Here is a 15,297-nt window from a genome sequence, read left to right on the forward strand (position 1 = left end):
ATATATATGTACCCACAACAGGTTCAGCAATATTTACGAACTTTTTTCTCGGAAAATAATTGTCAGTTTGTAAATGATACGGATCATTATCTCACGGTTCAGCTGACAATAGATATGGATAAACGCATTATGAATAGGCCTTATTATTGGCAATATGTAGAAACTACTGGTGGAGTACCTTGTCCGGCACAGCTTACATTAATAACGGATCAAACAAAGTTGACTGAGAATATTAAGGGCGAGTTAGTGCATTTTGGATCACCGCGTTTGAGTCAACTTTTTCAAGTGACGCATGACATGGGTTCTTTTATCCAAATGTTTGAGCAGGTAGAGGGAACCATTAACCGACCAATACTTACTCCATGGCTAGGAGTGAATTATAAAGTATCCTATTACAGCAATCAAACAAAAGAGTTACTTCATTCCCTTGGTATTAACTTGATGAATGGCAATATAATATCCAACTTTCATACTTCTTTAAACGAGATGAATATTGCTCCTTCTATGCCACCAAATGCCTTTTTACTACCTTATGTTATTAAACCAAATCGCGGTTTAGAGCGTTTAGATGGAGTAGTTGAAAATGCGATTCAGCAGGACGACCATTCGTGGGCTGAGCAAGCGAAAAAAAGATGGCAACGAGATATGCGGGTGCTAGAATTCTTCTATGAAGGTGTGGAGGTAAGACCTGAGAGCTACGAGATGGAAAAAACAGCACTGGAACAACAGTATGAAGCGCGGATAAAGATCGAAGTTATAAACGGAGGTATCTTTTATTTAAAATAGACTTCCTGTAAAAATCCATAATATCACCGAGAAAAGAGAGGCTGGACATGATGTTAGTCACGTCTAGCCTCTCAAAAAATTATCGGTATTAAAAGAGCCAAACGTCTGTTCATAACACTTCACTTCGAAACGATAGAAACAGATTTTGAAATTACTGAACCGTATGTCTTATTGTTTCGGTTTATTATTTCTTTTGAACAGTTATTGTCCATGCGGCATCGCCAACCTGTTCATAGTTAGTAACGTTATGCCCTTCTTCTGCAGCCCAACGAGGAATTGTATCTGTAGCTTGTGTACAATCAAATTCTATTACTAGTTCATCTCCTGAGCTTAACTCTGCGATTGCTTCTTTTGCTTCTACTAAAGGGAAGGGACAAACCATTCCCATGACACCTAATACTTTTTTCATATATGACACTCCTTCTTTATGCTGTTGTTATGCTTGTTTGCACAGTGGCTTTACTTTTCTTTTCCTTTCTTCCACGAATGAAGACGAAGTAAACAGCTGTCCATGTACCAAGAATCATGAAGATCAATGCGATCCAACCCTGCCAGGTCATTAGAGCCGTCATAACCAACCCGTTCCCAATAGAACAACCACCTGCCAAGCTTGCTCCAAATCCCATTAAGTTACCGCCAGTAAAACTAGTTAATCCTGTTTTTACATCAGGCATTCTAAAGCGGAACTCATTGCTGGCTTTAGCGGCAACAAATGACCCTACCAAAATACCAAGAACTAAAAATACTCCCCAGTTAATGAATGCCAAATCTCCTGTAGTTAAATATTGTAGGATATTTGCAGAAGGAGTAGTAATGCCTAAACCTGCGATTCGACCAGTTGCTGAGCTTAATGGCCAAGCGAGAATTGCAATAAGTCCAACTAATAATGCAGTCAAAAATGGATGCCAGCGCTTTTCAAATAAAATGTGTGCCAACCCTGTTTTTTTCGGTTTAAGTGTTGGGATAACTACTTTTGGTTTTGTAACTTCTTTATAAATAATCCAACCTACCACAGCTAGTAATAGTGCAATTAAAAACCAAACGTTTATTCCGAGAGTATCTGCCATAGAATTCGATGGTAATTGAGGCTGTTGGATTTTTAGATTTAACGGACTGAGTGGGCCTGTTTTCATAATTGTGCTCATAAGTATATAACCAGCTAATGCAATCCAACTGCCTATTAAACCTTCTCCAGCACGGTACCAAGTTCCAGTAGCGCAACCACCGGCTAGCACAATACCGATACCAAATATAAATGATCCCAAAATAATTGCAAATAACGGTAAAGTACCTGTGCTAATTTGAATGACTTCAAGTGCGACAAGTGTATAAACACCTACACTTTGTACGGCAATGGCAATTAGTAAAGCATAGAACATACGATTGTCTTTCGTTAAATACATATCACGAAAGCCACCAGTCAAACAAAATCTTCCTCGTTGCATAACAAACCCTAACAAAGCACCGCACAACAAACCAGTAATAATCATTTGTACCAAATAAATACCCTCCCTTTAATTCCGACTAAACTAATAGGGTTATATTATATTATTCTATTATTTATTTCAATAGTAATTTTGGAGGAGAAAATTATTTTCATAGATAAAGTGAAGAATTTTGATGATGCAAATGAAAATTAATAAGATAGAAGAGGGCTATTTAGTTTAACTCGAGTATTACGTAGAATCTCTCATAAAAAAACTCCCGAAATTGAGATTTCAGGAGACTGTAAATTACTCTCTTTAATACAGCATAGATTAATTTTATAGAAACTATATCTTGATTATTTATCGTTCTTACATTCTTAATTTATTCATATAGAGTATCTTCTATTGAGCCATCTTCCTCATAAATAGTAAGAATACCGTTTTGATCATTTACATATGGTTTTGCTTTTTGAAGTAATTCTACTTTCGTTTTCTCCACAATAATAGAACGTTTACCGTCTGCTTTCCTCAAAACCCAGTCGGTTTCACGCGAAATAACTTCGTATGTAACACGTTCCTCTTCATCGCCGTGGATGGCTTTTCTTGCCTGAGAAGTAGCGATAGAAATTGCTCGTCCCTCCTCAAAATTATCTTCTAACAAGGCATTGGCGATCTCAATAGCTTTCTCTCTTACATCGGTTTCTAAATTTTTCATAGAATCGGGATAATCATCTTTATTCCATGGCATTTTTAACGCCTCCTTAGCATTCGTTTTCCCGTTTCTTAAGGACTGAAACGTATTTGCATCATCAAATGCATTTTTGGACAGGCTAGGGTATGAAAGGAGGGAGGAAGTTGAGATTTCAAGCTATCTCTAAAATACACATTAGCCTATTTGCTATTGTTCTTGTCGTTTTAATATGGTCAGCTATTAAACCATTCGATTATGCTGACTGGCTAGCGGAAGTAAGCCCGGGTGTGATTGCTATAATTTTATTGGCCATAACTTATAGGAAGTTTCGATTTACCACGCTTTCCTACTTCATCATAGCCTTTTTATGTATTCTTACATTTATAGGGGGGCATTTTACATATTCTGAGGTTCCGTTGTTTAATTGGGTGAAGGACGAATTTGACTTAAAGCGAAACAATTACGATCGTATGGGGCACTTTTTTAAAGGTTTTGCTGCAATCGTAGTGAGAGAATTATTCATACGCCTTAGCCCGTTAACAAAAGGTGCTTGGTTATTTGTATGCACGACCAGTATTATTTTATCCATTGCAGCTTTATACGAAATTATTGAATGGTTAAGTACGAAACTTACAAAAGGAAGTAAGGCTGCTAAAGACTTTCTAGGTATGCAAGGAGATAAGTGGGATGCTCAGTGGGATATGAGTTTAGCTTTAGCTGGTTGCCTATTAGCTTTGCTCATCTTATCAAAATGGCATGATCGGATATTAAAGAAGTAATATTACAATTGTTGCATTTTGTCGAATCCTGTCACTTAAATGATATTTCCTCCTAATGAGAATGCAATGGTTCTGTCATATATAGGTGGTATGATGAATCTCGTTAGTGAAAAGGAGGAAATTCATTTTATGAAAAAACACATTATTGCACTAACCGCAATTGTAACACTATCAGTAGGAACGGCAGGTCAAGCGTCTGCATCAAGCGTTCATACGGTAGAAAAAGGTGATACACTTTGGTCTATTTCTCAAGCGGAGAATGTAAGTGTACAAGATTTACAAACATGGAACGATCTCAATTCAACAGTTATATATCCATCTCAACAATTAAAAGTGGAGGAAGCTGTGCAAACGTATGTTGTTGTTACAGGTGATACATTATTTAATATAGCTGAAAAATATAATATGACTGTAAATCAATTAATGACAAACAATCAGTTAACTAGTGATTTAATCAAACCGGGAGATAAATTAGTACTAGATGGAGCAAAGGTGATACAGCCTAAGGTAAGTGCAGCTACGACGACAACTTCTGTTACTTCTAATGCTCCAACTTCAGAGACTAAAACACCGGCTTCTGTTGAGAAAGAGTTAACGATGACAGCAACAGCTTATACTGCGTCATGTGCTGGTTGCTCGGGAATCACAGCTACTGGTATTAACTTAAAGGCTAATCCAAACCAAAAAGTTATTTCTGTCGACCCAACTGTAATTCCATTAGGTTCAAAAGTATGGGTAGAGGGCTATGGAGAAGCGATAGCTGGTGATACTGGCGGAGCCATCAAAGGAAATAAAATAGATATTTTCATCCCAACGAAACAAGAAGCACTAAATTGGGGACGTAAAACAGTGAAGGTAAAAATCTTAGATTAATGAAGTGAATTAATAGAGGCTAAGCGAAGTTCAGATTCGCTTGGCCTCTTATTTCGTTATATATAAACTCATAAAAAATGAGGAGAACAATGCTTTTCTCCATCAACGTCATATATGAGTTTAATTATTAAATGTTAAGGAAAAACAATTAACGAAATATGACGACAATCAGCCACAACTAATGCACCAGCTGCATTTGTAAAGTAAGCAAGATGGGTGTCTTCATCAAAGTTTACAAAACTAGTTACTGGTTCATTGAAACCATCAGCTACAACTGCATTTACTGATTGGTTTGGGGCAAGCGTTGTTAGTAGTTCGCAAATGCCTTCTATTCTTTGGTTCATCTAAATCACCTCCTTCATAAAAATTCTCCTCAAACTAGAGGAGATATTATACTATATTAGTTTTGAAACTATGTAGATAGGTTAGTATCCTGATATTGTAAAATAATCTACTAATATAGACTTATAGAACATAAAAAAAGATTGGAAGTGACCTAAGTCACAACCAACCTCTATTATCTTAAGTTTTTTTAATCCCAATGAATTGCTTCTATTTTTTCAAGATCAAAAGAGATCGTTTCTATGCCATTTGAAAAAAAAGCGATACCTGTTTTTTTATTGATTGAAATTAGTTTTTCTACAGCGACTGATACACCCCCAACAACAATTTGTTTAAGAGGATAATCTGGTGGAAGCTTAGATAATAATATACCTAAGTTACCCTTTATATTTAGAAGTCTTTCTATGGAATCCTTTACATCTGATAGAACCTCACTCTGTTGAGCATCCACTTCTTTAATGTTTTTCAGGCTAACTTTAACTTTTTCAAGTTGTCGATCTTGATTGTCTGATAATTGCAGTAAAAAACCTTGCTGTCTATTTAAGCTATCTTGTAGGTAATTATATATATCGTCCTGCTGTGTTATTTGATGTTTAATTTCCTCAAATATTAATTCATCCATCTCCTCAGAAAGCTCCAGTTTCTCATTTACCTGATTATTAAAATGGTTTTGCTCTTTAAATTGACTCGAAAAAAGCTGATACTGATTGTTTTGAGTTTCAGATAAATTATTTAGAATTTCTTTTTGTTTATTAAATTGCTCGTTTATTTGTTTTACCATTTCTTCCAGATGAGTTGGAGATGTTAACTGTTCTTCTTTAGCAGAATATATTTTATGCATAAGGTTCTGTTCTTCCAAATTTTTCGATACTATAGTAAAAAACCGCTTTTGTTCTGTTAGCACACTTTGAATGATTTCCAATTGCGTATCTGTCTTACTTCCATGTTGATGTAGTTGGCCTTTAATATCTTCTAAAGAACCGTTTTGTCTAATAGCAAAGTTGTTAAGAAAATTTCTTTGCCTATTCACACTTACTTGTAGTTTTGTTAGTGCTCTCTCGAAATTGTTTGTTTTCTCGTTATTTACTTCGTTAATTTCAGAATGGTTATTTAAAAGTACATTGATGGATTTAAGTGATTGCCCTAGGTTTTGTAATTGGTACTTGGATTCTTTTGAAGTTTGCGCAAAATTGAACAGTATCTTTTTGATATTGCCATAATCATATCTGTGATTAGTATTTAACTTATTAAGGACTGTGCTTTGATCTCGTAATTCACGTAAAATGGTTTTACTCGATTGGTCCAACTGTGAAATAGATTTCATTAAACGACGATTTACGAGTATTTGTTCTTCTAGAAATTCTGCATTGTGATTGGTATAAAAATGTTTTTGGCTGTTACTCTTTGCCAAGGCATCAGAAACTAAATGGACCTTCGATTCTTTCACTTCTTCATACTCCTTTATACAGAAAGTCATTATGCCTTATTTTATGAACATTATTGTTATATGTGATGAATTAGGTTGTGTTGGTATAAACATATAAAAGGTGGTAATTGAATGTTGTATGCAGGTATTCCATCTCTTTCAGTTCCTATGGTGAGAATAATTACCGTAACTGGCAGGGGGGTAAAAGAGGTTGCACCAAACTATGCTCAACTCCAAATAGAAGTAAGAACGCAAGGGAAAGGGGTACAACAAACCCAGGAAGAAAATGCCCAAGTAATGAATCGGGTGATACAATCCTTATTGGCGTTAAATATTCCAAGGGAAAACATACAAACAGCAGCTTTTAATATCTTTCCGCAATATGATTTTATAGATGGAAAACAGGTATTCAGAGGATATGAGGTGACGAATGCTATTACAGTAAAACTAGAGGATATTGAAAAAGTGGGTAGTGTAATCGATACTGCGGTGGCAAGTGGTGCGAATAGTGTATCGTCTATTCAATTTGGTTTAGATAACCCAGAGGTTGTTTACCAACAGGCGCTTCAGAAAGCACTTCAACATGCTCAAGTTAATGCGCAAACAATTGCTCAGACGATGAAGCTCACATTATATCCACAACCAATTTCTATCGTGGAGGAGCACCAGCAAAATGGGCCAGAACTGTATAAAACACTCTCGATAGCTAGTTCGCAGATGGGAACACCTATTGAGCAAGGGAAAATTTCTGTAAGTGCAACCGTTACTGTAAAATTTCAGTATTAATAAATGAAAGACCAAAAATCCCCGTATGTTAGTTTATACACGGGGATTTTTGGTCGTACTAAATATTAAATTTCGAAACCCTAATTTGTAAGTCCTCGGCAAGGTTTGCTAGAGAGACAGCTGCTGCTGTTACTTCTTCCATTGAGGCTAGCTGCTCTTCTGAAGCCGCAGCAACAGAAGATGAACTATCAAATGTTTCACTTGCTACTGTAGACATATTATTAGCATGGTTAGCAACATCTTTAACAATTATATGAATGTTATTTGTGATGGATGATATGTCTCCAACTTGTTCTTTTACTAGTTCTACCGATGTCAGGATATCATGGAACGTTACTTCCGTGTGATGGGCAATTGTAAGCCCAGAGTCAACTTTTTCCTTTACTCCATTAATGGATGTTACTGTTTTCTTTGTCTCACTTTCAATTTCGGTAGCAATTTCGGAAATATCAGAGACCGATTTTCTCGTTTGTTCGGACAGTTTCCTCACTTCATCTGCAACTACTGCAAAGCCTTTACCCGCTTCACCAGCACGTGCTGCTTCAATGGCTGCATTTAGAGCGAGCAAATTCGTTTGATCCGCGATGTCCGTAATAAGTTTGAGGATGTGCACAATTTCTTTAGAACGGTCATTGAGTGTGACAAGCGCCTGATCTGTTTCTAATACAGCATCATTTATTAATCTCATCTGTGCTACTGTATCTTGAACGAATGCGGAACCTTGCATGGTTTTCTCATTAGTTGCAATCGTTATTTTCATTGTATCTTTTGCTTTTTCCGCAATTTGAGTAATTGCATTTGCGCTTTCCTCTGCAAAGCGAGCAGATTCTTTTGCCATATTTGTTTGATGCTCTGCTCCTTCAGAAACTTGTTGGATAGAAGAGGATATCAATTCAGTACCCTTCATCGTCTCATCTGCACTTGCCATTAGTTCTTCTGCAGAAGCGGCTACTTGATTGGAGCTATCAGAGACGTGCGTGATCACTTCTCTTAAATTCATAGTCATTTGTTCAAAGGACTTTTGCAGTGTTGCCACTTCATCCCGGGTTTTTACTTGTACAATATCGACTGCAAGATTCCCGTTGGCAATTTCCTCTGCATTCTTAGTGATGTCACGGATTGGACGAACAATCCTATTGGTAAAGATAATCACCAAAGTGATACTACCAACTAACAACAGCACTACTAAAATAATGGAAATAGAAATAATGCCATCAATTTTGGTTTGCAAATTGCTCTGCATAATCGAATATTCTGTAGTAATATTTCTTTTTAATTGAATAACGTCATTTATAAGTCCTTTTGTACGCGTGGATTGTCGCTTAATCTCGGCAAGATTTTGTTCCGTAATTGCTTGATTGGAATAACTTAATATTTCTTCATACTTTTTAGAGATATTAGTATTCAATTGTTTCTGTTCCGATGTTGTTAGGGAAGATGATAGTTCATCATTGATCGATTGAGTAGAAGCTAAATCGACCTCTATATCATTTTTATTGCTTTCTGATATATTGAGCGAGTATACACTTAACGATTTTTGTAAGCTTTTTGCTGAACTATTTAACTCTTCGACTTTCACTAAAGCTTTTACAATTTCTTCTGTCGAAGATTTTAATGCCGATAGTTGAATTATGTTATAGCCGATAATACAGGCAGATAGTAGCAACGGGATAATAGATATCATTAATATCTTCTGTTTAAGCTTCATATTCTAGTCACCTTATTTCTATTGTAGTATTGTTATAGAACCATTTGCGATATCTTCTTGTAGTTTAGCTATCCGATTTTTCTCAGCGGCCGATAATTCGATTACACGAATAGGTGCAATACTTACACCATTTTCCTTTATGCCTAGTATTTGATTTTTCTCAGATATTTTACCGTCTTCGACTAGTTCTTGTATGGTATTGAAAATAGCAATGTCCACTTGTTTTAGCATAGAAGAGACAATCGAATTCTCCGCCAAGTAAAACTGATCGCTGTCTACTCCAAATGTATAGATGCCTAAGCGTTGAGATTCCTTTATAACGCCAACTCCTGTGAAGCCTGCAGCAGGGTAGATATAGTCAGCTTTGGCTGAAATCATTTCTTTTGCAATGCTTTCACCCAATTTATCATTGCCGAAGTCATTCGCGTATTCGAATAACACTAGTGCCTCTGGATTTTCAGATTTTACACCTGCTGTAAAGCCTTTTTCAAATTTATGGATGAGCGGAACATCCTCACCTCCAACAAATCCAACAACATTACTTGTTGTTTTCATACCAGCTATTGCTCCTAACAAAAACGAGGCTTCCTCTTCTTTAAATGTTACGTTGTTGACATTGGGTAGGTCAGATTGAGCATCTATTAGTAAAAATGATGTTTCTGGATATTTCTTTGCAATCATTTCAAGGTCTTCTTGGACGGAAAATCCAAGGCCAATAATTAGATCGTTACCAGATTTCACTAGCCCCTCTATTCCTTTTGCATATGTCTCTGTTTCTTGGATTTCTTTATACTCAAATGAGATATTCAGCTCATCCCGTGCTTTTTCTAAGCCCGCAAATCCTAAATCAGAGAATGATTGATCTCCAAGCCCTGCATCCGAAAGCATAATCCCAATTTTTAATTGTTGATCCTCTAAAGTGGGTTCCTTCTCCTTGCATCCCGTAATAATTAATAAAGAGATAAATAATAATGAAATAATAAGACCTTTCTTCATACAGACACTCCTAATGACAAATAATTGGTATTCTTGACTAATATCGTCTCATAATCAATATACTAAAGCCGTTTTATGTACATTAATAATTCAGAAATTTGGGGTGGAACAATAAAAAAAGAGCCATTTGGCTCCTTTTTTGAGAAAGTATAAATTTGGTTTTATTGTTGATTCCAAACAACAAGTTTTGTATCTGTCATTTCCTGAATTGCATATTTTATGCCCTCTTTACCAGTACCGCTATCTTTCACACCCCCATATGGCATTTGGTCGACACGATAGGTAGGGATATCATTAATCATGACACCCCCAACTTGTAGCTCTTTGGAGGCTTTAAAAGCAGTCGAAATATCATTTGTGAAAATACCAGCCTGAAGGCCAAAGTTGGAATTGTTAATAGCATCAATACCCTCATCTATAGAAGAGATGCGGTTTACTAAAACGATTGGAGCAAAAACTTCTTGGCAAGACACCTTAGAGTCTGCACCCACATTAGTTAAAATTGTAGGCAAGAAAATACCATTTTCTATCATGCCTCCAGAAATAACCTTAGATCCTTGTTCCACTGCTTCTTGTACCCAACTTAGCGCTCGTTCTTGTTCGTCCGGGTGAATCATAGCAGAAATATCTGTTGACTCATCTTCTGGATTTCCAATTACCAACTGGTTCGTTAAAGTAGAAAATTTCTCGATAAATTCATCATATACTTCATCCATTACATATGTGCGTTGTAAAGAAATACAAACCTGACCTTGGTTAGAGAATGCACCCATCACACATTTTGGAACAATTTGGGCTAAGTCTACATTTTTGTCGATTATCAATCCGGAATTAGAGCCTAGTTCAAGTGCTACTTTCTTCAATCCTGCTCTATCCCGAATCCCTTTTCCGACTGCAGGACTACCAGTAAAAGTAATCATTTTTACTTTATCACTTTTTATTAGGGCATCTCCAATTGTTTTTCCGCTACCTGTCACTACATTAAAGGCACCCTTTGGCAATGCTGTTTGATCGATTAACTCCGCTAAAAAGAGTGCAGAAAGGGGAGTCTGTGAGGCAGGTTTCAGAACAATTGTATTACCCGCAGCAATGGCAGGACCGACTTTATGTGCCACTAAATTTTGTGGGAAATTAAATGGTGTAATCGCACCAACTACTCCAATTGGCTGCTCAATAGTATACCCAAAACGGTTCGCTCCATTTTGAGCAGCATCCATAGGAATCATTTCTCCAGTTAGTCGCTTAGCTTCCTCCGCGGCAAATTTATAAGTTTCAATAGTTCGGTCAATTTCCCCTAAAGCATACTTAATCGGTTTTGAAGCCTCTAAGGAAATTATTTCCGCAGCCTTTTGACGATGATCAATAAACAGTTGTGCAATATGCTCTAAAACTGCAGCTCGTTCATATGCAGTTAAGGCAGTCATTTGTTTTCTTGCTTCATCTGCTATGTCAATTGCTTTATTTACTTCCTGCTGAGATGCTTGTGGAATCTGTGCTATTACTTCCTTCGTGTGAGGAGAGTGAAGCTCCTTATATTTATTTGAAGATACCCATTTACCATTCACATAATATTGTCTTTTCATCGAATCATCCTTTCAAAATTCTACTTTCTTAATACTTATAGATCTCATGATTCTAACTATAACTTTACTATACCCATTTATAACAGTCATAAAAAAAGCTTGATGGATATCCATCAAGCGGTAACTAATATTATTATTAATCGTCAAAATGATCGTCGTCATTATCAAGCTCCGACTCTAGAATTTCTCCAGAGCTAGCATCGATTGTAAACTCTGCATTTCCTTTAGCAGTACGAAGTTCTAATTCATATTCAAATCGGCCATTATCAGAATCTAAATCGATTTCTACTAATGTACCTTCGAATTGTTTTTGAGCAATTTCAATTGCTTCAGCTTCTGTAATAAGTTTAGTATTTGCTGTTATATTATGCGGAACATCGTCGTCATCATCTTGGTTATCGTTATCTTCTCTTACATTTAAGACCTTTGCGTTATAGGCATCTATTCGTACTTCGAATTCTTTTGACTTTTCTCCATTTATATCTACTTCATAAAATGTTTTTCCATTATTTTTTTCAAGACCTATACTTTCAATTGTGCCTTTAGCTTCGTTCAGTGCTACTTCTTTAGCTTTTTCGAAACCGATTAATTTTTCACTTTGCGTTTTACTAAGATTTAGATTGTCGTCATCTGCCAAAGCATTAATCCCAATTCCACCACTAATTATAAGTACAGCTGCTAATGAACCAATTACTAATTTTTTCATTTTATTGTCCTCCTAAGTTTTGTTTGCCTTACATGTATTACTATATACAGCAAAAAAGAAAGGACGGGGAGCGGAAGGTTAAAATTTGGATAGAATTTAACATTATACTCATAAAAGGTTTAGATGAAATTCCGGTTTCTAGGTAATCACCAACATTCACTAAACTAAACATCTGCTGAACGACGGCATCGCAATAAAATAATTTTGTGTAGTAAATTTAACAAAAAAGAAAAGCTGGTAGCGGCAGCAGCCACACCAACCTTGTCTAACTAGTTCTCCCAATTTACCGATTTCACCTTACCTGTATATGCGTCAACTTCGACAACTGCTTCACGATCTTCATCTCCATTTTCAAACTCAACTTCTACTAAATAATAAGGTGGTTGACCAGTAGGTTGATGAAGTTCTGCATCATCATCGGCGATACCTTTTAAATGGGTAGCAGCTATAGTAAGTGCCTCTTTCTCAGTGATTAGGATATTTTCAGTTGAGACAGGAGCTACTGGAGCCTGCGAAGAATCTATTATGGCACCATTATACGGATCAACTTTTAGATTGAATTCAACATTTCCCTTGTGCACAACGACTTCATAGTAAGGATTCTTTTCATTTATAAAAAGTACGGATTGAATCTCACCTTGAGTAGCAATTTTCTTTTTGATCTGCGCTTCCGTAAGTGTTTCAACAGCTAGGGGCACTTCCTCAGTCGATATTTGTTTGAGGGAAAGAATAGTTCCATTGTTGGTATCCATGCTAATAGCATAAACTCCGTTTTCCATTTGCATGTCAATTTCATATTCGTTCTCCGATTTAGTCGTACGAATTATTTCGCCAGGGTATTTTGTAAGTGCTGCGGATTTCAATTCCTCTTCTGTAAGTGGCTTAGAAGAGAAAGGGGAAAGCCAAAGCACTCCAACTACTATCAAAATAATTAGCGTTACTCCTCCGATTATATAACCGTTCTTACTTATTTTCATCGTGTCTCACCTCATGGTTAAGTTTGTTGGCTATAGTATATAACGCAAAAGTAAGAATTTGGGGAGAGCAGCTATTTTTCTTTTGGCAGAAACAGCGTCACAGTTGTTCCTTGTTTTTCTTTACTGTTTATTTCAATTCGTGCACCGAGTGCATCAGTTATATCTTTTGCCATAGTTAAGCCGAGACCGGATCCACCTTGCTTACGACTTCGTGCCTGATCAACGCGATAAAATCGATCAAACACTTTAGGTAAATCCTCATTAGGAATGCCAACTCCTCTATCCTGAATTTGAATAGTCAAATCTTTATCTGTTTGACCTATACGAACAGTAATCTTACCATCACTGTATTTACGTGCATTGTCTAAGAAGATAAACAGTAATTGCTTTAGTTTTTGAATATCTGTGTAACCGACTGTTTGATGGTTACCTTCCATCTCTACTTCTCGCTGATAAGTAGTTTGGAACGTGGTTACTGTCTCTTGGACAAGCTGGGTAATATTAATCTGCTCTAATTGAATATTCCATGGCTCCTGCTTTGCTATCGACAAAAGCTGTTCTGTCATTTCTCGCATTCGTATTGCTTCAGAGTGGATAGCATCAATGGATTCTTCAAATAAGTCAGGACGTTCTAAACCTCGACGCTTCAGTAAGTCTGCATAATTTTCGATAATAGTTAGGGGAGTCCGAAGTTCATGAGATGCATTGGAGACAAATTGCTCCTGCTTTTCGTAGTTCGTTTGGAGCAACACCATCATGTGATTGAACGTTTTACCCATCTCGACTAGCTCACCTTCGTTAGTATCCTCTAACTTCAGTTGCTGAAATTGGCCGCTTTTTTGAATTTCCTTCATTGTGTTAATCATTGTACGGATAGGTTGAATAATTAAATTGCTTAAAATTCGGCTAGAAATAAGGGTCGGTACAATTGCGATAACTGTAACAACGATTAAAATAATAGCTAAAATGTGGATCATCTCATTAGTAGCAGCTATGCTTGTTGTCACTTGTATATTCACGACGGACCCGTCAATCCAAACAATAGGAACTGATACGAAAACATACGGTGAACCCTCATACGTTATCAACTTACTAACTTCTCCTCTGTAAAAGCTACTTACCCGCGCACCTAGTTTTTCTTCAGAAGGGGAGGTGAATTTACCATCACTTGTTAAATCCTCTTTTAACAATTGAATCATTCCGTCTACGGGTACGTTAGCGCGTAAAAGCTCTCTCGGCGCAATACGGTCAACTGCACCTCTAATATCGGTGACGACCCTTTCAACCTCGGCGTGCGTACGCTCGAGTTCATTTTCTTTTATCAAATGACTGAACACAAAATAGATAGAAGTGTTCATAATTAGGAGCAGCACGATAAATAATACCGACGTGTATAAGTTTATTTTATTGCGTAGTTTCATGTGGCTTCCTTCAGGACATATCCTACGCCTCTAACTGTATGAATGAGTGAAGCATCAAAATCTGCATCAATTTTTTTACGCAAATATCGGATATAAACGTCGACGATTTTTGTATCACCATAATAGTCATAGCCCCAGACAGCTTCTAGAATTTGTCCACGTTCTAACACTTGTCTTTGGTTTTTCAATAAATATAGAAGTAAATCATATTCCTTTGGTGTCAAACTGACGTTTAAATCATTTCTAATAACTTCCCTTGTTTTATCATTTAATCGCAAATCACTAACTTGAAGCCACTCTTCATCAAGCGGACTTGAAGCGGGTGTTGCTTGGCTCATCCTAAGCACAGCGCGTATTCTAGCAAGTAATTCTTCCATTCTAAAAGGTTTTGTTATGTAGTCACTGGCACCAAGGTCAAGACCGGAAACCTTGTCCTCAATAGAGTCCTTGGCCGTCAATAATATAATTGGGACAGATGAATTTTTCCCTCGAATGCGTCGAAGTAATTCAATTCCGCTCATACCTGGCAACATTATATCTAATAATATCAAATCCCATTTTTGGGAAAGGAACATTTCAAAAGCTTCAATTCCATCCAATGCCTTACCTGTTTCATATCCTTCATATTCTAATTCAATTTCGAGTAGCCTAACAATTTTTTCTTCATCTTCTACAATTAGAATAGATTCTTTAGACAAAATAATCCCACCTTTCGAATCTTTATGTAATCCCATTATATCAATAATGGTTGACTAGTGAGAACGTAAGGGATTGCGCATCCTTAAACTAGAAGCAT

16 protein-coding genes are annotated in these 15,297 nt (G+C 36.6%); 4 read left to right on the forward strand and 12 right to left on the reverse strand.

The features are described 5' to 3' along the window. The first annotated feature begins 6 nt into the window (after positions 1 to 6). Positions 7 to 786, forward strand: a complete 780-nt coding sequence (locus tag MKX53_RS01780; RefSeq protein WP_340761286.1) for a YqhG family protein — start codon at positions 7 to 9, stop codon at positions 784 to 786. 184 nt (positions 787 to 970) lie between these two features. Here the strand turns inward: MKX53_RS01780 and MKX53_RS01785 are convergent, their stop codons facing one another. The 3 genes from MKX53_RS01785 to MKX53_RS01795 form a co-directional block, all read right to left on the reverse strand. Further along, on the reverse strand, positions 971 to 1,195 hold the full coding sequence (locus MKX53_RS01785; RefSeq protein WP_093536219.1) for a sulfurtransferase TusA family protein: 225 nt from the start codon (positions 1,193 to 1,195) through the stop codon (positions 971 to 973). Positions 1,196 to 1,211: 16 nt separating this feature from the next. Next, positions 1,212 to 2,276 (reverse strand): YeeE/YedE family protein, encoded by a 1,065-nt coding sequence (locus MKX53_RS01790; protein ID WP_340913210.1) that lies wholly within the window; start codon positions 2,274 to 2,276, stop codon positions 1,212 to 1,214. 319 nt (positions 2,277 to 2,595) lie between these two features. Then, positions 2,596 to 2,961, reverse strand: a complete 366-nt coding sequence (locus MKX53_RS01795; protein WP_340908619.1) for a hypothetical protein — start codon at positions 2,959 to 2,961, stop codon at positions 2,596 to 2,598. Between the two features lie 107 nt (positions 2,962 to 3,068). Between MKX53_RS01795 and MKX53_RS01800 the strand changes: the two genes are divergently transcribed. Next, positions 3,069 to 3,683 (forward strand): DUF2238 domain-containing protein, encoded by a 615-nt coding sequence (locus tag MKX53_RS01800; protein WP_445678257.1) that lies wholly within the window; start codon positions 3,069 to 3,071, stop codon positions 3,681 to 3,683. A gap of 129 nt (positions 3,684 to 3,812) precedes the next feature. After that, entirely contained in the window at positions 3,813 to 4,556 is a 744-nt protein-coding gene (locus MKX53_RS01805) for a LysM peptidoglycan-binding and 3D domain-containing protein (RefSeq protein WP_340908623.1), read from the forward strand. 134 nt (positions 4,557 to 4,690) lie between these two features. Here the strand turns inward: MKX53_RS01805 and MKX53_RS01810 are convergent, their stop codons facing one another. Further along, the gene (locus MKX53_RS01810) at positions 4,691 to 4,900 is read right to left on the reverse strand and encodes a hypothetical protein (RefSeq protein WP_340908625.1); all 210 of its coding nucleotides are present in this window, start codon (positions 4,898 to 4,900) and stop codon (positions 4,691 to 4,693) included. Between the two features lie 188 nt (positions 4,901 to 5,088). Next, a complete protein-coding gene (locus tag MKX53_RS01815; RefSeq protein WP_340908627.1) occupies positions 5,089 to 6,345 on the reverse strand; it encodes a hypothetical protein in 1,257 nt (418 codons plus the stop codon). A 111-nt stretch (positions 6,346 to 6,456) separates the two neighbouring features. Between MKX53_RS01815 and MKX53_RS01820 the strand changes: the two genes are divergently transcribed. After that, entirely contained in the window at positions 6,457 to 7,110 is a 654-nt protein-coding gene (locus tag MKX53_RS01820; RefSeq protein ID WP_340908628.1) for an SIMPL domain-containing protein, read from the forward strand. A gap of 58 nt (positions 7,111 to 7,168) precedes the next feature. On the opposite strand, the gene MKX53_RS01825 is transcribed toward MKX53_RS01820, so the two are convergent. The 7 genes from MKX53_RS01825 to MKX53_RS01855 form a co-directional block, all read right to left on the reverse strand. Continuing rightward, positions 7,169 to 8,818 carry a methyl-accepting chemotaxis protein gene (locus tag MKX53_RS01825; protein ID WP_340908630.1) on the reverse strand — a complete coding sequence of 550 codons (1,650 nt, stop codon included), beginning with the start codon at positions 8,816 to 8,818 and terminating at the stop codon, positions 7,169 to 7,171. An 18-nt stretch (positions 8,819 to 8,836) separates the two neighbouring features. After that, positions 8,837 to 9,814 (reverse strand): BMP family lipoprotein, encoded by a 978-nt coding sequence (locus MKX53_RS01830; protein WP_340908632.1) that lies wholly within the window; start codon positions 9,812 to 9,814, stop codon positions 8,837 to 8,839. Positions 9,815 to 9,975: 161 nt separating this feature from the next. After that, positions 9,976 to 11,397: an aldehyde dehydrogenase family protein gene (locus MKX53_RS01835; RefSeq protein ID WP_340908634.1), complete on the reverse strand. Its 1,422-nt coding sequence runs from the start codon at positions 11,395 to 11,397 to the stop codon at positions 9,976 to 9,978. Positions 11,398 to 11,533: 136 nt separating this feature from the next. Then, on the reverse strand, positions 11,534 to 12,103 hold the full coding sequence (locus tag MKX53_RS01840) for a PepSY domain-containing protein (RefSeq protein WP_340908636.1): 570 nt from the start codon (positions 12,101 to 12,103) through the stop codon (positions 11,534 to 11,536). 269 nt (positions 12,104 to 12,372) lie between these two features. Then, positions 12,373 to 13,080: a PepSY domain-containing protein gene (locus tag MKX53_RS01845; protein WP_340908639.1), complete on the reverse strand. Its 708-nt coding sequence runs from the start codon at positions 13,078 to 13,080 to the stop codon at positions 12,373 to 12,375. A gap of 71 nt (positions 13,081 to 13,151) precedes the next feature. Next, positions 13,152 to 14,501: a sensor histidine kinase gene (locus tag MKX53_RS01850; RefSeq protein WP_340908641.1), complete on the reverse strand. Its 1,350-nt coding sequence runs from the start codon at positions 14,499 to 14,501 to the stop codon at positions 13,152 to 13,154. Then, complete coding sequence (locus MKX53_RS01855; RefSeq protein WP_340761300.1) at positions 14,498 to 15,199, reverse strand: response regulator transcription factor; 702 nt, start codon at positions 15,197 to 15,199, stop codon at positions 14,498 to 14,500. Before MKX53_RS01855 ends, MKX53_RS01850 begins: the two co-directional genes overlap by 4 nt. Positions 15,200 to 15,297: the final 98 nt, after the last annotated feature.

The sequence above is a fragment of the Psychrobacillus sp. FSL K6-4615 genome (assembly GCF_038008225.1).
GTDB lineage: Bacteria > Bacillota > Bacilli > Bacillales_A > Planococcaceae > Psychrobacillus > Psychrobacillus psychrotolerans.

Excerpts from the sequence above, each read along its gene's own strand:
- MKX53_RS01780 (WP_340761286.1), top strand. The coding sequence starts at position 7 with ATGTACCCACAACAGGTTCAGCAATATTTACGAACTTTTTTCTCGGAA.
- MKX53_RS01785 (WP_093536219.1), bottom strand. The coding sequence starts at position 1,195 with ATGAAAAAAGTATTAGGTGTCATGGGAATGGTTTGTCCCTTCCCTTTA.
- MKX53_RS01790 (WP_340913210.1), bottom strand. The coding sequence starts at position 2,276 with ATGATTATTACTGGTTTGTTGTGCGGTGCTTTGTTAGGGTTTGTTATG.
- MKX53_RS01795 (WP_340908619.1), bottom strand. The coding sequence starts at position 2,961 with ATGCCATGGAATAAAGATGATTATCCCGATTCTATGAAAAATTTAGAA.
- MKX53_RS01805 (WP_340908623.1), top strand. The coding sequence starts at position 3,813 with ATGAAAAAACACATTATTGCACTAACCGCAATTGTAACACTATCAGTA.
- MKX53_RS01810 (WP_340908625.1), bottom strand. The coding sequence starts at position 4,900 with ATGAACCAAAGAATAGAAGGCATTTGCGAACTACTAACAACGCTTGCC.
- MKX53_RS01820 (WP_340908628.1), top strand. The coding sequence starts at position 6,457 with ATGTTGTATGCAGGTATTCCATCTCTTTCAGTTCCTATGGTGAGAATA.
- MKX53_RS01825 (WP_340908630.1), bottom strand. The coding sequence starts at position 8,818 with ATGAAGCTTAAACAGAAGATATTAATGATATCTATTATCCCGTTGCTA.
- MKX53_RS01830 (WP_340908632.1), bottom strand. The coding sequence starts at position 9,814 with ATGAAGAAAGGTCTTATTATTTCATTATTATTTATCTCTTTATTAATT.
- MKX53_RS01835 (WP_340908634.1), bottom strand. The coding sequence starts at position 11,397 with ATGAAAAGACAATATTATGTGAATGGTAAATGGGTATCTTCAAATAAA.
- MKX53_RS01840 (WP_340908636.1), bottom strand. The coding sequence starts at position 12,103 with ATGAAAAAATTAGTAATTGGTTCATTAGCAGCTGTACTTATAATTAGT.
- MKX53_RS01845 (WP_340908639.1), bottom strand. The coding sequence starts at position 13,080 with ATGAAAATAAGTAAGAACGGTTATATAATCGGAGGAGTAACGCTAATT.
- MKX53_RS01850 (WP_340908641.1), bottom strand. The coding sequence starts at position 14,501 with ATGAAACTACGCAATAAAATAAACTTATACACGTCGGTATTATTTATC.